The 21,950-nt window shown below is 72.2% G+C and carries 21 protein-coding genes; 10 read left to right on the top strand and 11 right to left on the bottom strand.

Going from position 1 to position 21,950, the window contains the following annotated elements; genetic code table 11:
• The first annotated feature begins 117 nt into the window (after window positions 1–117).
• A complete protein-coding gene (locus tag OXR63_RS10290) occupies window positions 118–831 on the top strand; it encodes a hypothetical protein (RefSeq protein WP_267422635.1) in 714 nt (237 codons plus the stop codon).
• Between the two features lie 20 nt (window positions 832–851).
• Here the strand turns inward: OXR63_RS10290 and OXR63_RS10295 are convergent, their stop codons facing one another.
• The 4 genes from OXR63_RS10295 to OXR63_RS10310 form a co-directional block, all read right to left on the bottom strand.
• Window positions 852–1,634 (bottom strand): endonuclease/exonuclease/phosphatase family protein, encoded by a 783-nt coding sequence (locus OXR63_RS10295; RefSeq protein WP_267422637.1) that lies wholly within the window; start codon window positions 1,632–1,634, stop codon window positions 852–854.
• Between the two features lie 16 nt (window positions 1,635–1,650).
• The gene (locus OXR63_RS10300; RefSeq protein ID WP_267422640.1) at window positions 1,651–3,147 is read right to left on the bottom strand and encodes an LCP family protein; all 1,497 of its coding nucleotides are present in this window, start codon (window positions 3,145–3,147) and stop codon (window positions 1,651–1,653) included.
• Window positions 3,148–3,229: 82 nt separating this feature from the next.
• A complete protein-coding gene (locus OXR63_RS10305; RefSeq protein ID WP_267422642.1) occupies window positions 3,230–3,880 on the bottom strand; it encodes a GntR family transcriptional regulator in 651 nt (216 codons plus the stop codon).
• A gap of 12 nt (window positions 3,881–3,892) precedes the next feature.
• Window positions 3,893–6,040, bottom strand: a complete 2,148-nt coding sequence (locus OXR63_RS10310) for an MMPL family transporter (RefSeq protein ID WP_267422644.1) — start codon at window positions 6,038–6,040, stop codon at window positions 3,893–3,895.
• Between the two features lie 85 nt (window positions 6,041–6,125).
• Here OXR63_RS10310 and OXR63_RS10315 point away from each other — a divergent pair, with 85 nt between their 5' ends.
• Together OXR63_RS10315 and OXR63_RS10320 are read left to right on the top strand one after the other, a co-directional pair.
• Window positions 6,126–6,524, top strand: a complete 399-nt coding sequence (locus OXR63_RS10315; protein WP_267422647.1) for a MarR family winged helix-turn-helix transcriptional regulator — start codon at window positions 6,126–6,128, stop codon at window positions 6,522–6,524.
• 78 nt (window positions 6,525–6,602) lie between these two features.
• Window positions 6,603–7,634 (top strand): LCP family protein, encoded by a 1,032-nt coding sequence (locus tag OXR63_RS10320; protein WP_267422650.1) that lies wholly within the window; start codon window positions 6,603–6,605, stop codon window positions 7,632–7,634.
• A 115-nt stretch (window positions 7,635–7,749) separates the two neighbouring features.
• On the opposite strand, the gene OXR63_RS10325 is transcribed toward OXR63_RS10320, so the two are convergent.
• The 7 genes from OXR63_RS10325 to OXR63_RS10355 form a co-directional block, all read right to left on the bottom strand.
• Window positions 7,750–8,436, bottom strand: coding sequence for a LysM peptidoglycan-binding domain-containing protein (locus OXR63_RS10325; RefSeq protein WP_267422653.1), 687 nt, complete (start codon window positions 8,434–8,436; stop codon window positions 7,750–7,752).
• Between the two features lie 367 nt (window positions 8,437–8,803).
• A complete protein-coding gene (gene rlmC / locus OXR63_RS10330) occupies window positions 8,804–9,955 on the bottom strand; it encodes a 23S rRNA (uracil(747)-C(5))-methyltransferase RlmC (RefSeq protein WP_267422656.1) in 1,152 nt (383 codons plus the stop codon).
• Window positions 9,956–9,989: 34 nt separating this feature from the next.
• A complete protein-coding gene (locus OXR63_RS10335) occupies window positions 9,990–10,862 on the bottom strand; it encodes an SMP-30/gluconolactonase/LRE family protein (protein ID WP_267422658.1) in 873 nt (290 codons plus the stop codon).
• Window positions 10,863–10,921: 59 nt separating this feature from the next.
• A complete protein-coding gene (locus OXR63_RS10340) occupies window positions 10,922–11,812 on the bottom strand; it encodes a glycosyltransferase (RefSeq protein WP_267422660.1) in 891 nt (296 codons plus the stop codon).
• Window positions 11,813–11,915: 103 nt separating this feature from the next.
• Window positions 11,916–12,737 carry an aldo/keto reductase gene (locus OXR63_RS10345; RefSeq protein ID WP_267422662.1) on the bottom strand — a complete coding sequence of 274 codons (822 nt, stop codon included), beginning with the start codon at window positions 12,735–12,737 and terminating at the stop codon, window positions 11,916–11,918.
• A 21-nt stretch (window positions 12,738–12,758) separates the two neighbouring features.
• Window positions 12,759–13,880 carry a PQQ-dependent sugar dehydrogenase gene (locus OXR63_RS10350; RefSeq protein ID WP_267422664.1) on the bottom strand — a complete coding sequence of 374 codons (1,122 nt, stop codon included), beginning with the start codon at window positions 13,878–13,880 and terminating at the stop codon, window positions 12,759–12,761.
• Window positions 13,881–13,978: 98 nt separating this feature from the next.
• The gene (locus OXR63_RS10355; RefSeq protein ID WP_267422666.1) at window positions 13,979–14,752 is read right to left on the bottom strand and encodes an SDR family oxidoreductase; all 774 of its coding nucleotides are present in this window, start codon (window positions 14,750–14,752) and stop codon (window positions 13,979–13,981) included.
• Between the two features lie 57 nt (window positions 14,753–14,809).
• Here OXR63_RS10355 and OXR63_RS10360 point away from each other — a divergent pair, with 57 nt between their 5' ends.
• The 7 genes from OXR63_RS10360 to OXR63_RS10390 all read left to right on the top strand — a co-directional run.
• Window positions 14,810–15,559, top strand: a complete 750-nt coding sequence (locus tag OXR63_RS10360; RefSeq protein WP_267422668.1) for an SDR family NAD(P)-dependent oxidoreductase — start codon at window positions 14,810–14,812, stop codon at window positions 15,557–15,559.
• 142 nt (window positions 15,560–15,701) lie between these two features.
• On the top strand, window positions 15,702–18,584 hold the full coding sequence (locus OXR63_RS10365) for a Na+/H+ antiporter subunit A (RefSeq protein WP_267422670.1): 2,883 nt from the start codon (window positions 15,702–15,704) through the stop codon (window positions 18,582–18,584).
• A complete protein-coding gene (locus OXR63_RS10370; protein WP_308202174.1) occupies window positions 18,581–19,051 on the top strand; it encodes a Na(+)/H(+) antiporter subunit C in 471 nt (156 codons plus the stop codon). Before OXR63_RS10365 ends, OXR63_RS10370 begins: the two co-directional genes overlap by 4 nt.
• Window positions 19,048–20,715 (top strand): Na+/H+ antiporter subunit D, encoded by a 1,668-nt coding sequence (locus tag OXR63_RS10375; RefSeq protein WP_267422672.1) that lies wholly within the window; start codon window positions 19,048–19,050, stop codon window positions 20,713–20,715. The genes OXR63_RS10370 and OXR63_RS10375 overlap by 4 nt, the downstream gene beginning before the upstream one ends.
• Window positions 20,712–21,296 (top strand): Na+/H+ antiporter subunit E, encoded by a 585-nt coding sequence (locus OXR63_RS10380; RefSeq protein ID WP_267422674.1) that lies wholly within the window; start codon window positions 20,712–20,714, stop codon window positions 21,294–21,296. Before OXR63_RS10375 ends, OXR63_RS10380 begins: the two co-directional genes overlap by 4 nt.
• Entirely contained in the window at window positions 21,293–21,628 is a 336-nt protein-coding gene (locus OXR63_RS10385) for a sodium:proton antiporter (RefSeq protein ID WP_194629721.1), read from the top strand. Before OXR63_RS10380 ends, OXR63_RS10385 begins: the two co-directional genes overlap by 4 nt.
• The coding region (locus OXR63_RS10390; protein WP_267422680.1) for a cation:proton antiporter at window positions 21,625–21,950 on the top strand (326 nt) is incomplete at its 3' end. The genes OXR63_RS10385 and OXR63_RS10390, both read left to right, overlap by 4 nt.

Raw genomic sequence — 21,950 nt, forward strand, 5'->3', positions numbered from 1 at the left:
ACGAACGGCCGGGAGGCCCGCCCCGCCTCCGTCGCGAACATCACGGTCCGGTGACGGCCCGGCTCCGATTCGGTAACACCCGTCGCACATCCTGGGTCGTGGTCGTACCGTCGACGGGTGACTCTCCGGACCCTGCTCGTGCTCGGCACCGCCGCGCTCGCCGTCGTGGCGGGCATGACGTCGTCCGACCTCGCGCGCGGATCCCTCCCTGACGACCGCGCCGTCGCCGCCGAGCTCACGCCGTCACCGAGCGCCACGTGGGTCCCCACCAGCAGGCTCAAGCGGGTGGACACGATCGAGCTCGACGCCGAGGCCATCACGCTCCGCGACGGCCGCCGGACCGTGGCCGTCGCCTCCATGCGGGACGCCGGCACCACCGTCCGACTGCTCACTCGGCTCCTCGGCTCACCGTCCCGGTCACAGACCCCCGAGGGCTCCGGCGGCCGCTGCTTCCCCGCCACCACGACCTCCACGTGGGGCGGCGCCGTCCGTGTCGCCGCGCTGGCCACGCCGTCGGCGCTCGGCAACTCGGTGGAGGTCCGGGTCCTCCGCGACGAGGTCCGCACCCGCACCGGTGACCTCGTGGAGCTGCAGGGCCCGCACGCCGTCCAGGTCGGCGACGACGTCGAGGACCGCATCGACCACGCCGACGCCGACGACCGCGAGTCGCTCGGCTCGGACGACGCCGAGGCCTGGCAGGTCCTGCTCGAGGACGGCTGGCCGTCCGACCGGCACGGTGCCGGCACGAACGGCGTCTCCGCGCTCACCGACGGCACCACGGTCACGGTGATCGGGTCGCCGATGCCCGTGCACGCGACGCGGGGCTGCTGAGCCCCTCCGCCGCTCGACGGTCACATGCGCAGGGTCGCGATGACCGGGAAGTGGTCGCTCGCGAACCAGGTCTCCGGTCCGTCGTGGTCGATGCGCACGCGGTCCACGCCGGCGACGTCCTTCGTCAGGACCCAGTCGATGCGCTCCCCCGAGTCGACCGGCGGCTCCCAGTCGTTGTAGGTCGCCGTCCGGTCGTCGGGGTCCCCCGCCACCGTCCAGGCGTCCGTGTACCCGGCCTCGGAGAAGACGCGTGAGGCGCTCCCCGTCCCGGCGGGCTCGTTGCAGTCGCCCGCGATGACGACGGGTCCGCCGATGCCGGCCAGGCGCTCGACGATGAGGGCGGCACTGCGTCCGCGGACCTCGTCGCCGTGCGCGTTCGGCTCGTGGTCGAGGTGCGTCGTCAGGAGCGTGAACGTCGGCCCGTCGACGTCGAGGAAGCGCACGTGGTTGGCGATGCGCGGGTAGACGCTGCCCCAGGTGTTCGACGCCGGCTCGTCCGGGGTGTCGGAGAGCCAGAAGGAGCCGTCGTCGTCCGGACGGAACCGGCTCGTGCGGAAGAAGACGGCCGCGTGCTCTCCGCCCGTGCCGCCCTCGCGACCCTGACCGATGGCGGTGTACCCGGGCAGTCCCTGCCGCAGGTCGTCCATCTGGTGGTCGAAGGCCTCCTGCACGCAGAGGAGGTCGGGGTCGTTGCGGCGGACGATGTCCAGCAGGACGGGGACCCGGGCCGGCCAGTCGCGCGCCGGGTCGGGGTTCTTCACGTTGTAGGTCATCAGGGTGATCGGACGGGCTGCGGAGTCCACCCGTCGACCGTACCCGTCAGTTGATGCAGACGCCGTCCTTGCCGTAGCTCTTGACGTCGGTCGACGACGGCGCGGGCTCGGAGGACTGCGACTCGGCCGGTGCCGGTTCCGCGGCGGGTGCCGAGCTCTCCGCGGGGGCGGGCGCGGGTGCCTCCGCGACCGGCTGGACGGTCTTGCCGTCCGTACCGAGGACGAGCTGGACACCGGTGACCGTCGTGGAGCGCACGGCGACCGCCCCGGGCACGACCGCGGCGACGGCCTTCGCCTGCGCCTCCATGCCCGACGGGTACCGCACCAGGGTCGTCTTCGTGGTGTCCGACGAACCGGGCGCCCCGACCTGGAAGCCGCGGGCGCTCAGCACGCCCCCGGCGTTCGTCGCCGCACCGGTGACCCCGCTGCCGTTCAGCACGGTGACCGTCGTGGACGCGGGCTGCGCGGCGGCGGCCTTGGTGTAGGCCTCCGGCTCACCGACGAGGCCCTGCACGAAGGCGGGGAGTCCGACGGTGTCGACCTCGACGATGGAGAGCGCGTAGCCGTTCGGGTAGATGGTCGGGGTACCGAGCGTCGGGATGGTGGCGGACTGGATGGCGGCCGGCCGGAGGTTCCGCAGCTTGGAGGCGAGCGAGATGAGGTCGGTGTCGGTCTGGATGGACCCACCGACGGCACCGAGGATGTTCCCCATCTTCACCGGGTTGAGCAGCGTGCCGGCGGAGAGGACCTTGCGGGCCTCCTGGGACAGGAAGTACTGCTGGCGGACGCTCCGGTCGAGGTCGCCGTTCGGCAGGCCCTTGCGCTGCCGGACGAAGGACAGCGCCTGCTTGGCGTCGAGCGTGGACACCCCCTGGGGCAGGTCGACGCCGGAGTCCTTGTCCTTCGCCGCCTGGTTGAGGCAGACCTGCACCGGGCCGAGCTCCTTGACCACCTGGTAGAAGCCGAGCAGCGAGACCCGCACGTAGTGGTCGATCGTCAGGCCGCTGAGGTCCTGGATCGTCTGGATGAGCAGCTTCGCCCCGCCGGTGTCGCCGCCGCCGTTCAACGTGCCGTAGTGGAACGCGCTGTTGAGCTTGCCCTTGCCGACGCCCGGGATGTCCACGTACGAGTCACGCGGGAACGACATCATCGTCGCCTGGGTGCCGTCGGCGTTGAGGTGCAGGACGATCATCGTGTCGGTGTTGGTCGCGCCGCCGTCCGACTCCGTGCTGAGCTCTGCCATCTGCTCCGGCGTCGCGTTGTCCGGCCGGTGGTCGTCGCCGACGAGCAGGATGTTCTGCGCGGTGCCGTCCACGTCGTCCTTGGCGGGCGTGTTCCCGGCGATCGCGTCGATCCGCGTGACCCCGCCCGACAGCCGGTTGTAGGCGTACGCCGCGTACCCGCCGCTGAGCAGCAGCGCCATGGTCAGCACACCCGCGACGGCGGGGAAGACCACACCGACGCCACGCTTTTGGCGGCCGTGGCGGGGCGGCACGGCGCCACCTCGGCGGCGCTCGGTCGTCTCTCGGGGTTCGCTGGTCACTGCAGCACGATAACCGGTGACCGTGTGGCGAGTGTGGGATCCGCCTGCGAAGCACTCCGGGGTCGGCGCAGGACCGCGGTCGTCAGTCGCGCGTCGGGAGCAGGTGCACGGCCTCCATCGCGAGCTCCGCCGCGATCGGGTCCTTCGCGCTCACCGCGGCCCTGAGCTTCGCCAGCTCGGGCAGGATGACCGCGGCCGGCACGAGTTCGGCGAGCTCGGGCACGCGCAGCTTGAACGCGAGCCCGTCCGTCGTGGAACGGCACAGCTGCGCGAGCGACGGGTTGCCGCAGGCGTCGGCCCACATGGCGTAGATGTCCGTGCCGTTCTGGGCGACCGCGCCGATCTCGTCCTTGCCGATCCGCGTCGTGACGTCGTCGAGCATCGCCACGATCTTCTTCCGCTCGCCGTCGGTGAAGCGCGGCACCGCCAGCCGGACCACGCCGCCGTAGATCACGCCGAGGGTGCGGTACGCGTCGAGCAGCTCGGCCGAGGTGGGTGCCGCGACCCGCGTGTACCGGTTCGGCGCCATCTCGATCAGGCCCGCACGGGCGAGTTCGGCGAGTGCTTCGCGGATCGGGGTCCGGGAGACGCCGAGCCAGGCGATCAGGTCGTCGTCGTTGAGCCGCTCCCCCGGCTCGAGCGTGCCGTCCATGATCGCGTCGCGGATCTTGTCCTGCACGGTGTCTCGGAGGAGCTTGCGCTCGGCTGCTGGCTGCGTCGAGGGAACTGGCATGGTCTCAGCGTGTCACATGTCACCCGGTCGGCGCGAGAGGCGCGATGGCCACCACGCGTGCCGGCCGAGGTCGTGGATGACCGCCGGCACGAGCAGTGACCGGACCACCACCGTGTCGAGCAGCACACCGAACGCGACCACGAACGCGATCTGCACGAGGAACAGGATCGGGATCACCCCGAGGGCGGCGAAGGTCGCGGCGAGCACCACCCCGGCCGAGGTGATGACACCACCGGTGACGCCGAGCCCCCGCAGGACGCCCTCGCGCGGGCCGGAGCGCAGGGACTCCTCGCGGACCCGGGTCATGAGGAAGATGTTGTAGTCGACCCCGAGCGCCACCAGGAACACGAACGAGTACAGCGGCACGGCCGGGTCGGCCCCCGGGAAGTGGAAGACGTGGTCGAACACGAGCGCCCCGACCCCGAGCGCCGCGGCGAAGGACACGATCACGCTGCCGATGAGCACGAGCGGTGCCACCACGCTCCGGAGCAGCAGCATCAGGATGAGCAGGATGACGACCAGGACGACGGGGATGATCAGCGTGCGGTCCCGGATGCCGGTGTCGTTCGTGTCGATCGCCGTCGCCGTCACACCCCCGACCAGTGCTCCCGGGTCCACCCGTTCGACGGCGGTGCGGAGCTCGCGCACGGTCTGCTCGGCGGCCGGGGAGTCCGCCGCGTCCGTCAGCGTCGCCTGCAGGAGCACCTGCCCGTCGGACACGGTCGGACGGGCATCCGCACCCGGTGCCGCGCTGCCCTGGGTCTGGTCGCCCTGGGCCTCGTCACCCACCGGCACCGTGCCCGTCGGCGAGTCCTTCGCCACCGCGACCACGTCGTCGACACCGCGCACGCCGTCGACCGCCGCCGCGAGGTCGTCGAGCCGGTCCACGTCGCCGAGGACCTGCGCCGGACTGCCGGACCCGGCGGGGAAGTGGTCCGCCAGCACGGCCTGACCGTCACGCGCCTGGGACTGCCCGATCACCAGGTCGCTCTGCGGGACCCCGTCCGCCCGGAGCCCGAACAGGCCGGCGCCCATCGCCAGCAGCCCGACGGTGCAGACGATCCACACGACCCGCGACCGCCGTGCGACGAGGCGACCGACCCGCGCCCAGAGCCCGCGCGCGTCCGGCCCGGTGACGACGGGGTGGTCACTGCCGAACGTCGGTCGGAGCGGCCAGAACGCGGCCCTGCGGAACGCGAGCAGGAGCGCCGGCAGCAGCGTCAGCGCCGCGAGCACGCTGAACGCGACACCGATCGCGGCGACCGGCCCGAGCGCCTTGTTCGAGTTGAGGTCGGAGAGCAGCAGGCAGAGCACACCGACGATCACGGTGCCCCCGGATGCCAGGATCGGCTCGAGGCTGCCGCGGAGCGCCGCCCGCGTCGCGTCCCACCCAGTGCGGTGGTCGCGGAGCGCCTCCCGGTACCGGGACGTGTAGAGGAGCGCGTAGTCCGTCGCGGCACCGATGACGAGGATCGACAGGATGCCCTGCACCTGGCCGTTGACCGTGACGACGCCGGCCTTGGCGAGCGCCCACACGACGAGGATCGACGCGGTCAGGGCGAACGTCGCGGTCCCGAGCACCAGGAAGGGCAGGAGCGGCGAGCGGTAGACGACGACCAGGATGACGAACACCGCGGCCAGGGCGACGCCGAGCAGGATGCCGTCGATGCCGGCGAAGGCCTCGGTGAGGTCGGCGGTGAACCCGGCCGGACCGGTGACGTACCCGCGCACACCGTCCGGCAGCGCGTCGTCCACGGTCGTCCGGATCGCCGCGACCGCGGTCCCGGTGTCGGCGGCACTCGTCAGGGTGGCGACGATCTCCACGGCGTCCCCGTCGGCGCTCGGGATCGGCGGGCTGACCGCGTCGACGTCGGAGCGGTCGGTGAGCCGGTCGACCAGGGTCGCCGCTGCGGCGGAGTCACCGTCCCGCAGCCCGCCGTCGCGCTCGAGCACGATGACGGCGGGGGCGCCCGTCTCGTCGCGGAAGGCCGCGGCGCGGTCCTGCACGGCCGTCGCGTCCGCCGACGCCGGCAGGAACGAGGTCTGGTCGTTCGTGGACACCTCGGAGACACGGCCGAAGAAGGGGCCGCCGATCGCGGCGACGACGAGCCAGACGACGATGACGACGGCGGGGACCACGATGCGGAGGAAGCGGGACACGTCGGCGAGCGTACACCGGTCGTCAGCATGCTGACTACTTCGTGGTGGTCGGAGGTCGTCGAGGACCCGACCGTAGACTTGCCCCATGGACGACGCCTCCGCCGAGTGGCCCCTCGGGCGGCTGCTCGCCGCGGCGGCCAGGTCCGTCGAACGGGACTGGGACGAACGGCTCCGGGCGATCGGCCTGCAGCACGCGGCGCTGATCGCGATCGACATCCTCATCAGGACCGGCCCCACCGGTGCGGACACCCTCGCCCGCGCGGCGCGGGTCCAGCCCCAGACGATGTCGCGCACCCTCGAGCGGCTCGAGCGCGACGGGATGGTCGAACGCGCCGAGCACCCGGACGACCGGCGCCGGCGGATCGTCACCGTGACGGACCACGGCCGGGAGATGTGGGACATCGCCAGGCACATCGAGCGCGAGGTCCTGCCCGACGACCCGCAGCTCCGCGCAGCCCTGGGCCGGATCCTCCACAGGCCCTGACCGCATCACCATTGAAATACCACATGCGATAGACTGGATCGTGTCGGCATCCCTGTCGGCCCGATCCCAGGAGCCCGCATGTCCGGCCGCCGTTCTGCACGCCCCCGCCGTTCTGCACGACCGCGCCGTCGCCGCCCGTTCCTCGTCGCGCTCGTCGCCACCGTCGGGTCCCTCGTCGGGATCGCCGGCGTCATCGCCGTCGTCGCGAGCATCTTCATCGGCGGCCTCGCCCGGAGCTACGACCACGAGACCGAGACCATCGCGGACGCCTTCCCCGAGGGTGCACGTCCGGTCGCCACCGCCGGTGCGGAGAACGTCCTGCTCATCGGGTCCGACTCGCGAGCCGGCTCCGCAGTCGACGACGGCGCCCGCGGAGGCCGCGCCGACACGCTGATGCTCGCCCACGTTCCGGCCGACCGGAAGGCCGTGTACCTGATGTCGATCATGCGTGACTCGTGGGTGGACGTCCCCGGGCACGGCACCGCGAAGATCAACGCCGCGTACGCCTGGGGCGGCATCCCCCTCACGGTGCAGACCGTCGAGCAGCTCCTCGACATCCGGATCGACCACGTCGCCGAGATCGACTTCGCCGGGTTCACCGGCATGACCGACGCGCTCGGGGGCGTCACCGTCGACTCCCCGCAGGCCTTCACGACGAGCCCGCCGGACGAGCACCGGATCGTCGCCGGTCCGAACCACCTCGACGGCGAGCAGGCGCTGGCGTTCGTCCGCACGCGGTACGCCTTCGCCGACGCCGACCACACCCGGGTGCGCAACCAGCAGGCGTTCATGCGCGGCATCGTCGACGGGCTCCTGTCGAAGGACACCGCGACGAACCCGGGCCGGATCCAGGACTTCGTCAGTGCGACGAGCAAGTACCTCGCCGTCGACCCCGGCCTGACGTTCCGCACGCTGGTCGACCTCGGCTGGTCCCTCCGCGACGTCCGCGCCGACGACCTCCACACGTTCACGATGCCGACTGCTGGCGGTGGGACCTCCCCCGACGGCCAGTCCTACGTCGCCGTCAACACCGGCGCCGTGCAGACGCTGAGCGCGTCCCTGCGGTCGGATGACCTCGAGCGCTGGCTCGCGCACAACCCGCACGACTGACCAGCCACCCCCGGACGCAGAACACCGGTGTCCGTGCGTCCCGCCGCGACTCTTCGCAGCGTGGAGCACGAACACCGGTGTTCCGCAGCCTCAACGGGCCGCCGATCGACCTGGATCAGGCCGGGAGCTGCAGCGTCTGCCCCGCGTAGATCAGGTTCGCGTCGTTGATCGTCGTCGTGTTGGCGGCCCAGAGCTGCATCCAGCCACCGTCGACACCGAGCTTCGTCGCGATGGTGTCGAGCGTGTCGCCCGAGACCACCGTGTAGGTCTTGCCACTGGTCTTCACCGCGGCGGGCTTCGACGGGCCTGCCGGAGCAGCCGTCGGTGCCGGAGCGGTCGCCCTCGGGGCGACCTGCTTCGCCGGTGCCGGAGCAGAGGCTGCCGGAGCGGCCGGTGCAGCAGCGGCCGGAGCCGGTGCGGGCGCCGCCTGCTGCGGGATGGCCGCCGGCGCAGCACCGGTGGTGCCGCTCAGCCCGAGCTTCGCGGAGCAGGCGGGCCAGGCGCCCCAGCCCTGCGACGCGAGGACGTGCTCGGCGACGGCGATCTGCGTCTCGCGGCTGGCGTTCGCCGGGCTGCCGACGCCGCCGTTCGCGGCCCAGGTGCCCTGCGTGAACTGCAGGCCGCCGGAGTAGCCGTTGCCGGTGTTGATGGCCCAGTTGCCACCGGACTCGCACTGGGCGAGGGCGTCCCACGTGGAACCGGCGGCGGCGTTCGCGGGGGCCGAGAGCCCGACGCCCGCCGCAGCGATCCCAGCGAAGGCGAGTCCACCGAGGACGGCACGGGTACGGGTTTGCTTCTTCATCTGTTGCTCCACCGGGGCCGCTCGTCGGATCACGACGCCCACTGCCCACCCCGACCGATCGCGGTCTGTTGAGGTGTCACCGGGGGCAGTGGTCCGCGCCGGTGTCACGGTCGGCAACCATAGGAAGATCCATGCCGTTATCAAACTGAGACAAAGCGTTCCACCCCAGGATGATGCGTACCCCGCCGATTTCCTGTAAGGCGCGATCCCCATGGGCGCGCCGATCGCGTGTACCCGGGTACGGGATCATGCGAGTTCCCTGGCAATGCGGCCGGGTGGCCCCCAGGCGCACTGGAGGCGCGTGACGGCGCCGCCACGAGCCTCCAGGCCGTACCGGGGTCGCGACCAGGGCGCGGTCAGCGACCGGTCAGACGCGCGTCAGGAGGGTCACGGCTTCGAGGTGGCCGGTCTGCGGGAACATGTCGAGGACGCGAGCGCGGCGGAGCCGCAGCGACGGCATCCGGGCGAGGTCCTTCGCGAGCGTCACCGGGTTGCAGCTCGAGTAGACGACGTGCTGGACGTCGGAAGCCTCGAGCCAGTCGGCCAGCGCCGGGCCGATCCCCCGCCGCGGTGGGTTGACGACCACGAGTTCCGGCGTCTGCTCGGGACGCGACCGCAGCGCGTGCTCGGTCGCGTCGTCGGCGGCGAACCGGAGGTCGACGAGGCCGGCCTCACGCGCGGACTGCTTGGCGGACCGGATGGCCTCGGCGCTCGTCTCGATCCCCGTGACCGCGCGACCGGGACGGGCGGCGTGCAGGGCGAACCCGCCGACACCGCAGTAGAGGTCCCACATCGAGGCCGGGCCCACCTCGTCGATCCACGCCGACGCCTGGGCGTAGAGGGCGGCGGCGACGGTGGTGTTCGTCTGGAAGAAGCTCTGCGGGCGCAGGTGCATCGTCACGGAGCCGAGGCGCATCGGCAGGGTCTCCTGCTCGGTGAGGACGACCTCGCGCTCGCCCTCGGTGACGGCCTTGTGCTCGGGCAACAGGTTCGCGGTCACGACGACGGCGGTCGGCAGCGCCAGCAGCAGGTCGCCGAGCCGGGACCGCAGCCGGGCGAGCTGCCCTTCGGAGCGGAGCACGAAGCGCACCATGAGCTCGCCGTCGGGGGACTCCGTGACGAGCACGTACTTCAGCTCGCCGCGGCGGGCCACGACGTCGTACGGGATCAGCCCGGCGGACGTGACGAAGTCGGCGAGGACCGGGAGTGCCTGCTGGATCCCCGGCGTGCAGATGCCGCAGTGCCGGATGTCGACCCCGCGCTGCCGGTGGTCGAGGATGCCGATCGTGGGGTGCTCGGCCGAGCCGCCGACGACCATCTTGGCGCGGTTGCGGTAGGCGGACTCGGGGCTGGTGATCGCCGGCGACCAGGTGACGGAGCCCGGGCCGCCCGCCGCCTCGACGGCGTCGTGCAGGAGCTCGCGGGTGCGGAGTTCCTTGTCGAGGACCTGGTCGGCGTACGGCTGCCCCATGAGCGTGCACGAGTGGCACACCCCGCGGTCGAAGTAGTCGCACTGCATGGCCGAGTCAGGATACGGCAGCGAGGGCCCGTCGTCAGCGGGCGGCGGTGTCCCGGGTGGTCGTGGCGACGCGGTACACCGAGGTCGTCGCCGTCAGGAAGAGCGTGGTGCCGTCGTCGCCGCCGAAGCAGAGGTTCGAGACCGTCTCCGGCACCGGGACCTCCCCGATGCGGGACCCGTCGGGCGCGAACACGACGACACCACGGGCCGAGGACGACCACACGTTGCCGTCGACGTCCACGCGGATGCCGTCGGGCACGCCCTCGCCGGGCTCCAGGGTGGCGAACACCCGGCCGTTCTTCACCCGGGCACCGTCGACGTCGTAGGCCCGGATGACCGGGCGCTCGCCGTCCGAGCTCGCCAGGTACAGCACGCGCTCGGACGGGTCGAACGCCAGGCCGTTCGGCTCGTCGGCGTCGACCACCACGGGGCGCAGGTCCGATCCGTCGGGCGCGCAGCGGAACACCCAGTGGTCGCCGTACTCGCGCTCGCCGAGGTGGCCCTCGCGCGGCTGCGTGATGCCGTAGGCGGGGTCGGTGAACCAGATCGCGCCGTCGGTGGTGACGACGACGTCGTTCGGCGAGTTCAGCCGGACGCCGTTCCACCCGTCGACCACCGCCGTCACGACGCCGTCCCGGTCGCGCTCGACCCGGCGGTTGCCGTGCGAGCACTGCACGACGCTGCCGTCGAGGTCGAGCGTGCGGCCGTTCGTGAACTCGACGCCCTCGGCGTACGCGTCGACCGCGCCTGTGTCGGCGTGCCACTGCAGGATGCGGTCGCCCGGGATGTCGGACCAGCGGAGCGTCCGCGACACCGGGATCCAGCACGGCCCCTCGGCCCAGGTGCTGCCGGTCGCGATGCGCTCGAGCGCGGCGGGGTCGGGGACGAGGTCGGTGATCGACGCCATGGGTTCTCCTTCGAACACCACGAGCGTAGACGGCGGAGACGTCCTCAGCTGGGTCGTCCTCAGGCAGCGCTGTCGCTGCGGACGCGACGGCGGTCCGCCGCTGCGGCCAGCACACCCGTGGGCTGCGGGTGACGGCGGACGGCCGCTCCCGCCAGGGCGCCACGGAGCAGGGCGCCGACCCTGCCGGAGCGGTCGTGGACACGGCCGTCGACGGCGATGCGGACAGCGCGGGCGACGATCGCCCCGTAGGTGGCGGGGACGCTCCGACCGGCGACGCGGACGGACACCGGGACGCCGCGGTGCTTCCGGGCGAACCAGACCGAGTCGTGCGCGCAGTCAGCCAGGGCGAGCGCGTCGTCGGCCGCTGGCGTCGGGACCGGGCGGGCGATGACGACGGCTGGGTCCTGCACGACGACGGAGCCGGACTGACGGACCCGGAGGCACAGGTCGTACTCCAGGTGGTCGGCCGCGAGTTCCTCGTCCCAGCCCCCGATCTGCTGCCAGACGTCGGCGCGGACCACGGTGCCGGAGGTCGCGCAGGCGTCGACGTCACGGGGCACGAGTCCGGCGGCGCCCGCTGGGACGCGGACGGCTCCGACAGGACCGAGCACGCCGACCGCGATCCCCACGCGAGGGTCCTCGAACAGCCGCACCAGGTCCTCGACGAGGCCGTCCGGGGCGACGTCGTGCTGGTCGAGGCGGACGACGGCCTCCGCGCCACGGTCGACGAGCAGCCGCATGCCGCGGTTCGCGGCCGCGCCCGCGCCGGTGCCGCGCGGGACCGGCACCACGGCGGCGATGCCCCGCAGGACGCGCGCGACCGCCAGCATGTCCGACCCGGCGTCCACGACCACGACCACCTCGTGTACCTGGGGCGCGATCGACCTGATCGTCGCGAGGAGACGCTCGAGGTCGGGACGTCGGACGACGATGCAGGCTGCGGTGTTCACGGGTGCTCCTCGAGGGCGACGTATGTGAAATACATCCTGTCCGCCCGCGCTGCACGGGGGAACCCCCAGTACGGGGACGTGCGGGGACCGCACGTCCCACCCGTCAGTCGGTCGTGTCCTGCAGGGCGTCGAGCGCTGCGACGTCCTCGGACGCCAGCACGAAGTCGACGTCGGCGTTCTCGGCGATGCGCGACGGCGTGGTCGACTTCGGCAACGGGAGAACGTCCTTCTCGAGCAGGTAGCGGATCGCGACCTGGGCGACGGTCTTGTCGTACTTGGCGGCGATGTCCGCGATGGCCGTGTTCGACAGCAGACCACCGGTGGCGAGCGGCGAGTAGCCCTCGACGAGGACGTCCTGCTCGGCGCAGAACGCCGTGGTCTCGTCCTGGGTGTTGCCGATGAACCAGCGGATCTGGTTGGCATGCGGCACGACGTCCGTCTGTCCGAGCAGGTGCTCGAGGTCCGGGACGGCGAAGTTGGAGACACCGATGGACTTCGTCTTGCCGGCGTCGTAGAGCTCCTCGAACACCTTCCACACCTCGACGTTGCCCTCGCGGTGGTCGCTGCCCATGTCGCTCCAGGGCCACGGCGCGTGGATCAGGTACAGGTCGACGACGCCGAGGTCGAGGTTGCCGGCCGACTCCGCGAAGGCATCGCGGGCGCCGGACGCGGTCTTGATCTCCGCCGGCAGCTTCGTGGTGATGAAGAGCTCGTCGCGCGGGACACCGCTGTCGCGGACGGCCTCACCGACGCTGGCCTCGTTGCCGTACGCGAGCGCGGTGTCGATGTGGCGGTACCCGGCGTCGAGTGCCGCACGGGTGGCGTCGTAGGCCTCTGACCCCGACGGGATCTGCCAGGTGCCGAAGCCGATCTGGGGGATGTGGAGTCCGTTGGACAGGGCGAAGGTGTCAGTGAGAGCGGGCATGCCCCGGACAGTACGCCCGCGTCAGTCGGACAGGCCCACCGACAGGACCCGGTCGTCGCCGTCACCGGGTGACCCGCGACCGTCGGTGTTGTTCGTGACGAACCAGAGCGTGTCGTCGGGGCCCTCGAGCACGGTGCGGATGCGCCCGTACTCGTCGCTGAACCACTCCCGCGAGGTCGACGGGTCGGCCACGGGCACCGAGCGGAGCACCCGGCCCTGCAGGTTCGCGATGAAGACGGTGTCGTCGACGACGGCGAGGCCGCTCGGGCTCGCCTCGTCCGTCGACCACTGCTGCACCGGGTCGACGAAGCCCTGGTCGGCGCCGCCCCTGCCCTCGACCTCGGGCCAGCCGTAGTCACTTCCGGGCTCGATGACGTTGAGCTCGTCGAAGGCGTTCTCCCCGAACTCCGACGCGAACATCGTGCCGTCGTCCGCCCAGCCGAGCCCCTGCACGTTGCGGTGCCCGAGGGACCACACCGGGGAGCCGTCGAACGGGTTGTCGTCGGGCACGGCACCGGTCGGCGTGACGCGCAGGATCTTGCCGGCGAGCGAGCTGCGGTCCTGGGCCTCGGACCGGTCGCCGGCGTCACCGACGGTCACGTAGAGCATGTCGTCCGGTCCGAAGGCGATCCGACCGCCGTTGTGGAAGCTGTTCGCGGGCAGGTCCTCGATGACGGTCGTCGGGTCGCCGAGCCCGTACGACCCGGCATCGCCGGTGAGCGGGAAGCGCTCGACCCGGTTGCCGTCCTCGCCGGTCGAGTAGACGTAGAGCTCGTCGTCGTCGTGCACCGCCAGGCCGAGCAGCCCGCCCTCGCCGCCGTGTCGGATGCCCTCGATCGTGCCGACGGTGCGCGGAGTCCCGTCCTTCGCGAGCTCGAGCACGTCGCCGGAGTCGCGGAGGCTCACCAGCGGGGTGTCGTCGACCAGCACGACGGACCACGGCGCCTCGAGGTCGGTCGCGACGTCCGTCACGGCACCCGTGGGGACGACCTCACCGGTCGCCAGGTCGTCCGGCGCCGGGGGAGCCGTCGCACTGCCCCGCGAGGAACGGCCCTCCTCCGCGTCCGGACCGGCGGAGCAGCCGGCGAGCGTCAGGACGAGCAGGGCGAGCGATGCGAGGGGTGCTGCGGTCCGGGTGCGCATGTCGCGGACGGTACGCGGGCGGTCAGGGCACGGACGGGAGGCTCGGCACCTGTCCGGCAGACACCCGGCCGGCCGTCAGGTGGCCGGGCCCCCGACGGTCACCGCTGGGCGACCGGGCTGATCACGAGCTCGTCGACGCGGACGTGCGCGGGGGCGTCGAGCACGAAGCCGATGGTGCGACCGATGTCCTCGGGGGTGAGCATCACGGCGCGGGCCGCGGCGTCCGGGACCTGCGGGCGTTGGTCGAGGAAGTCCGTGGCGACGTCACCCGGGCAGAGGTGGGTGGCGCGGATGCCGTGCGGGGCCTCCTGCTGGTTCAGGCCGCGGACGACGGAGCCGAGCGCGGTCTTCGACGCCGAGTAGGCGACGCCGGCCCCGGGCTGGAACGACCACCCGGCGTACGAGGACACGACGACCACGACCCCGCCCGTCGCACTCGCGCGGAGGGCCGGCAGGGCGGCGTCGACGACCGAGAGCACCGCCGTGAGGTTCGTGTCGAGGACCGCGCGGACGTCGGCCATCGACTGGTCGTCCCAGCGTCGTGCCGGGGTGTTCAGCCCCGCCGCCAGGACGAGGCCGTCGAGGCGACCGTGCCGCTCGGCGATCGTGGCGGCCGCACTCGTGACGGCGTCGGCGTCGCTGGCGTCGAGTGGCAGGACGTCGGCGGTGCGGCCCGCTGCCCGGACCTCGGCGGCGACCTGCTCCAGGCGGTCGACACGACGGCCGCTGAGCACGACGGTCCAGCCGGTCGCCGCCGCGGTGCGGGCAGCTGCTGCCCCCATGCCGCTGCCGCCGCCGGTGACCCAGAGGACGCGTCCGGTGGTGGTGCTCGTCGTCCCGGTGTCCGTGCTCGCCGCGCCCGCGCTCGTCATCCTGCAATGGTATGGCTGGTGGTGTCGACGACGACCGTCGGCTGAGAAGGAGCACCCATGCACCTCGACCTCCGCGACCGCGTGGTCGTCATCACCGGGGCGGCACGCGGCATCGGCCGGACGCTCGCCGACCGCTTCGTCGCCGAGGACACCCGCGTCGTCGCGCTCGACCTGGCATTCGAACCGGACTTCCCGCTCGAGCACGTCGTGTGCAACGTCGCCGACCCCGTGTCCGTGCGGCAGGCGATCGCGTCCGTCGTGGAGACACACGGCACGATCGACGTGCTCGTGAACAACGCGGGTGTGAACGTCGACGGGCTCGTCGCCGACCTGCAGTGGGACGCCTGGCAGCGGTGCATGGACGTCAACCTCGGTGGCACCTTCCTGATGAGCCAGGCGGTCGCGCCGGTGATGCAGGCGGCGGGACGCGGGCGGATCATCAACGCGGCGTCGTTCGCAGCCATCGTGCCGAGCGTCGGGAGTGCCGCCTACGCCGCGTCGAAGTCGGCCGTCGTGGCCTTCACCCGGGTGCTCGCGTCGGAGCTCGGGCCGTGGGGCATCACCGTGAACGCGTACGCGCCGGGCATGGTGCCGACGGCGATGAACGGCTTCGCGACGATGCCGACCGAGGCCCAGGACCGGCTCCTGGACACGCTGTCCCTGCGGCGGTGGGAGACAGCGGACGACGTGGCGGACCTGCTCGTGTTCCTGGCGAGCGACGCGTCGTCGTACATCACGGGGACGCTGCTCGACGTGTCGGGCGGCAAGCTCGCGACGCAGATCCCGGCGCGGGCGTACGGGCGGTAGGGGGCGCGGGCAGAGTGGTGCTCGCAGTCTGGTCCACGGCATGCGGTTCCTGTCCGGCCGCACAGGTTCTGTGCATCCGGCTCTCGGTAGCCTGTGAGCCACCCAGAGCCGGACTGCACGCCCGACCCCGAGGAGGCGCCCCATGGTCACCGTCCTCGTCGCGTTCGCCGTCGTCGCCCTGCTGGTGCCGGCACTCACGCCGCTCCTCGGTCGCCGCGTCTTCTACGTCGCCGCCCTGCCACCCGTCGCTGCCGCAGTGCTCACCGTCACGCAGACGGACCGGGCCCTGCACGGCGGGGTCACCGAGCGTGCCACCTGGGTGCCGGAGCTCGACCTCGCCCTGGCCCTGCGGGTGGACGCCCTGTCGTGGGTGCTCGCGCTGGTCGTCTCGGTCGTCGGTGCCCTCGTGCTCGTCTACTGCGCGTCGTACTTCGGCCCGAAGGAGCCCGGGCTCGGACGGTTCGCGGGCGTCCTGACGGCGTTCGCCGGGTCGATGTACGGCCTGGTGATCGCGGACGACGTCATCGTGCTGTTCATCCTGTGGGAAGCCACCACCGTCTTCTCGTACCTGCTCATCGGCCACGACTCCGTCAAGCGGGCGAGCCGGGCGGCAGCGATGCAGGCCCTCGTCGTCACCACGGCCGGCGGTCTGGCGATGCTCGCGGGCCTGGTCATGCTGTCGGTGCACACCGGCACCACCCAGCTCTCCGCGATCGTCGAGCAGGCCCCGTCGGGCACCCTCGTCACGGTCGCCGTCGTGCTGGTGCTCCTCGGGGCACTGACCAAGTCCGCCATCGTCCCGTTCCACTTCTGGCTGCCCGCCGCGATGGCCGCGCCGACCCCGGTCAGCGCCTACCTGCACGCGGCGGCGATGGTGAAGGCCGGGATCTACCTCGTCGCGCGCCTCGCCCCGGCGTTCGCGATGCTCGGGGGCTGGCGGGAGACCATCACGGTGCTCGGCGTGCTCGGGATGCTCGTCGGCGGGTACCGGGCGCTCCGCCAGACCGACCTCAAGCTGCTGCTCGCCTACGGCACCGTCGCGCAGCTCGGGTTCCTGGTGCTCGCCGCCGGCTGGGGCACCCCCGCGATCGCCCTCGGCGGGGTCGCGCTGCTCGTCGCGCACGCCACGTTCAAGTCCACCCTCTTCCTGGTCGTCGGCACCGTCGACCACGTCACCGGCACCCGCGAGCTCAACCGACTGAGCGGGCTCGGACGGCGGATGCCGTGGCTGGCGACGGTCGCGGTGCTCGCCCTCGTGTCGATGGCCGGCATCCCCCCGACGATCGGCTTCGTCGCGAAGGAGGCGGTGCTCACCGGCCTCGTCGAGGCCCTGCACGGTCCCGGTGCGGCCTGGGCGTGGGTGGCGCTCATCGGTGTCACGATCGGCTCGGTCCTGACCGTCGCGTACTCGCTCCGGTTCCTCTGGGGCACCTTCGGCCGCAAGCCCGGGGTCGAGCAGACGGAGCCGCACGCGCTGCACGGGCTCGGTGTCGTGCCGTCGGTCCTCGGTCTCGCCGGGCTCGCGCTCGGACTGCTCACGCCGGTCGTCTCCCATGCTCTCGAGCCGGCAGCGGAGGCCGCGTCCCGGTCCGGCGAGCCCGAGCCGCACCTGGCGCTGTGGCACGGGCTCGAGCCCGCGCTCGGCATCTCGGCCCTGACGCTCCTCGGCGGGGTCGCCCTCTTCCTCGCCCGCACCCGCGTCGAGGCCCTGCAGCACCGCCTCGCCGGGTCCCCGAGCGCTGCGGGCACCTACCGGCGGCTGATGCGCGGGCTCGACCACGGCGCGACGGGTCTGACCGCGTTCGTGCAGCGCGGTTCGCTCCCCTACTACCTGACGGTCATCCTCTCGGTGTTCGTCGCCGGCGCCCTCGCGAACCTGGTGCTCGGCGGCCCGTGGGCGTTCCACGTGCGGTTCGCCGACTCGTGGGGCCAGGTCCCCGTCGTCATCGTGATGGCGATCGCCGCCGTCTCGGTCGTGACCGCGAAGACCCGGTTCGCCGCGGCGGTCCTGGTCGGGGTGACCGGGTACGGCATGTCCGTGCTGTTCGTCCTGCACGGCGCCGTCGACCTGGCGCTGACCCAGCTCGTCGTCGAGACCGTCACGCTCATCGCCTTCGTGCTCGTCCTCCGCCGGCTCCCCCCGCGCATCGCCACCGCGAACCCCTCACGCTTCCGGGTGCTCCGCGCCCTGTTCGCCGGACTGGCCGGGCTGACGCTGGCGATCGTCGTCGTCGTCGCCGCCTCGGCCCGCACGGCGACGCCGATCTGGCCGGACCTGCCCGCGCTGACGAACTCGTTCGGCCACGGCCTGAACGTCGTGAACGTCGCCCTCGTCGACCTGCGCGGGTGGGACACCCTCGGCGAGCTGACGGTCGTCGTCGCCGCTGCCACCGGAGTCGCGAGCCTGATCTTCGTGAACTCGCGCGAGGACACCCTGCCCCGCCTGCGCGACCGGCCCGAGTCCGCGGACGAGCGCCGTGACGGCGAGCCCCGCGCGTGGCTGCCGACGAGCGCCGCGCTGCCGACCGGCCGGAGCGCGCTGCTCGACGTCGTCGTCCGCCTGCTGTTCCACGGCCTCATCGTGCTGTCCGTCTACCTGCTGTTCGCCGGGCACAACGCCGCGGGCGGCGGGTTCGCGGGCGGCCTCGTCGCGGGCATCGCGCTCGCGGCCCGCTACCTCGCCGGTGGCCCGGCCGAGCTCGGTGCCGCCGCTCCCGTCCGGGCCGGCCGGCTCCTCGGGCTCGGGGTGGCGACGGCCGCCATCACGGCGATCGTCCCGATGTTCTCCGGCAGGGAAGCCCTGTACTCGGAGTTCTTCGAGGCCACGGTGCCGGTGCTCGGGCACGTCGAGTTCGTCACGGCGACGTTCTTCGACATCGGCGTCTACCTCGTGGTGGTCGGTCTGGTGCTCGACGTGCTGCGCAGCCTCGGCGCCGAGGTCGACCGGCAGCGCCTCGAGGACTCCCGCACGTCCACCCGCGACACGATCGAAGCCGACCGCGACCCCGAGGAGGTCTCCGCATGACCGTCACACTCGTCCTCGTCATCGCGATGGCCGTGCTCTTCGCCTGCGGGGTCTACCTGCTGCTCGAACGCTCGCTCACGCGGATGCTGCTCGGGTTCCTCCTGCTCGGGAACGCCCTCAACCTGCTGCTGCTCGTGATGTCCGGCGCCGCCGGTGACCCGCCGATCGGGAAGTCCTCCGAGGGGATCACCGACCCGCTCCCCCAGGCCTTCGCGCTGACCGCGATCGTGATCACCTTCGCCGTGAGCGCGTTCCTGCTCGCCCTGATCCACCGCTCGTGGACGCTGTCCCGTGCCGACGAGGTCGAGGTCGACGAGGCCGACGTCGCCATCCGGAGCGCCCGCGGCGAGTCGACGGACGAGGACGACACCGAGATCGACACAGACGCGGACACGGGCGCGACGCCCGACGACGGCCACGAGCGCCACCACGAGACGCCGACCGACGAGCGAGCGGGATCCCGATGACCTTCCTCGTCCCGCTCCTCGTCCTGGTCCCGCTGCTCGGCGCGGCGGTGGCCCTCGGACTCCTCCGGCACCAGCGCATCCAGCGCGCGATCACGGTCGCCGTGCTCGTCGTCGCCCTGGCCGTCGCCGCCACGCTCATGGTGCTCGTCGACCAGCACGGCACGATCGTGGTGCAGGTCGGCGGGTGGGAGGCCCCGTACGGCATCTCGCTCGTCGTGGACCGCCTGAGCGCCCTGCTGCTGACCGTGTCCGCGAGCGTGCTGCTCGTCGTCCTGCTGTTCTCGATCGGGCAGGGCCTGGCCGCGGACGACAGCGAGGCGCCGGTCACGATCTTCTACCCGACGTACCTGGTGCTGGCCGCCGGCGTGCTCGACTCGTTCATCGCGGGCGACCTCTTCAACCTCTACGTCGCGTTCGAGATGCTCCTGGTGGCCAGCTACGTGCTGATCACCCTCGGCGGCAGCGAACAGCGCGTGCGGGCGGGCACGACGTACATCGTGACGAGCCTCATCGCGTCGGCGATCTTCCTGTCCGCGATCGGACTGGTCTACGGCGCCACGGGCACGGTCAACATCGCGCAGATCAGCGAGCGCGTCGCGGGGCTGCCCGACCACGTGCAGCTGCTCCTGCACACGATGCTGCTCATCGGGTTCGGCATCAAGGCCGCCGTGTTCCCGCTGGCGTTCTGGCTGCCCGACTCGTACCCGACCGCTCCGGCTCCGGTCACCGCGGTGTTCGCCGGCCTGCTGACGAAGGTCGGGATCTACGCGATCATCCGGCTCGAGACGATCATCTTCCCGAGTCCGGACCTGAACGGGGTGCTGCTCGTCGTCGCCACCCTGACGATGGTGGTCGGCGTGCTCGGCGCGGTGTCGCAGACGGACGTCAAACGCCTGCTGTCCTTCACCCTCATCAGCCACATCGGGTTCATGGTGATGGGCGTCGGCCTTGGCTCCGTCGCGGGCACGGCCGCCGCGGTGTTCTACACGGTGCACCACATCGTCGTGCAGACGACCCTGTTCCTGGTCTCCGGTCTGATGGAGCGCATCGGCGGGACCACGTCCACGCGGTCCCTCGGCGGCCTGCTCAAGGCCGCACCCCTGCTGGCGGCGCTCTACCTCGTCCCGGCGTTCAACCTCGGGGGCATCCCACCGTTCTCCGGCTTCATCGGCAAGCTCGGCCTGTTCCGCGCCGCCGCCGTCGACGGGAGTCCTCTGGCGTACGTGACGATCGGCGCCGGGGTCGTCACCTCGCTCCTGACGCTCTACGCGCTGATGCGCGTCTGGGACGCCGCGTTCTGGCGGCCGAAGCCCGCCGCCGAGCCCGCTGCGCCGCACGCGGCCGTCGCAGAGCCGCACGAGACGCTCCGTGCGCCGGAACCCGCGCCGGTCACGGTCTCCGAGACCGACGGCTCCGTCCTGGCGGGAGGCTCGGTGACGGTCACCGACGCACCGGACGCGAGCGGGGCCTCCCGTTCGGACACCGGCAGCATCGAGAAGGCGCGCCTGCCCCGCATGATGGTCGGCGTGACCACCGTCGCGGTGCTCGGCTCCGTGGCCCTGACCGTCGTCGCCGGGCCGCTCTACGGCTACGCGACCCGCGCCGCCCAGTCGCTCGAGTCCCCGGTGCAGTACGTGCAGGCCGTCCTCGGGGAGCGCCCGTGAGGAACGACACCCGCCGCATCCAGAACGCCCGCCGCATCGTCGTCGCGTGGCGCTACGACGTGCCGCTCGCCGCCGGGCTGACCGTCCTGTGGGCGCTGCTCTGGGGGTCGTGGAGCCCGCTGACACTGCTCTGCGGCATCGTCGTGGCACTGCTGGTGACGCAGCTGCTGCCCCTGCCGCCGGTGCCGCTGTCCACGCGGTTCTCGCCGCTGCGGTTCCTCTGGTTCCTCGTCATCTGGTCCGGGCTGGTGTTCCGGGCGTCGTTCCGCGTCGCCTGGGTGGCCGTCCGACCGCGAGGCGTCCGCCGCAGCTCCATCGTGCTCGTGCAGCTGCACACCACGTCGGAAATGACCTTCACGCTGGCGACGCTCGCCGTGTCGCTCGTGCCCGGGTCGTACGTCGCCGACGTCGACCTGCGGCGCCGGCGACTGCTGCTCCACGTGCTCGACACCGAGCGCCCCGAGCAGGTCGAGGCCGCCAGGCGCGAGGCCCTCGGGATCGACGCCCTCGTCATCCGGGCGGTCGGGTCGAAGCAGGACGTGTCCGAGCTGTCCGACCCGCCGCCGGAGGTGACCCGATGAGCGCAGCAGTGGTCGTCATGGGGATCGGCATCGCACTGGTCCTCGCCCTGCTCGGGGCGACCCTCGCGATGGCGGTCTTCCGGATCGTCCGCGGTCCGACGATCCTCGACCGGATGATCGGCTCCGACATGGTGCTCACCACCGTGCTCGTCGTGATCGCCGCGGCGATGGTCATCCGGCAGGACCTCGCCGGCATCCCGGTGCTCGTGGTCATCGCGGCGACGAGCGTGTTCGCCACGATCGCCGTCGCGCGCGCCGTGACCCCGTCGTCCGACCCGTCCGACGAGGGCACCGACGCCACCACCCCCGAACGACGACAGGAGGGATCGTGATCGAGGTCATCGAGTCCTTCATCGACGGTGGCGGCGTCCGCGCGTGGATCGCCCTCGGGCTGCTGCTCGTCGGCTCCCTGCTGTCGCTCGGCGCCGGCGTGGGCATCGTCCGCTTCCCCGACCCGCTCGTCCGCCTGCACGCGATGTCGAAGCCGCAGGTGCTCGGGCTCGCGTTCGCCCTCGCCGCGATCGTGGTGGCGGTGTGGACGTGGACGGCGTTCTTCGTGGTGCTGCCGATCATGGTGTTCCAGCTGTTCCTGGTGCCGGTGTCGACGCACATGATCGCCCGCGCGGGGCTGCGTTCGAACGACTACCGCCACGA

The organism is Curtobacterium sp. GC_Cur_3 (genome assembly GCF_026544205.1).
Classification (GTDB): Bacteria; Actinomycetota; Actinomycetes; order Actinomycetales; family Microbacteriaceae; genus Curtobacterium.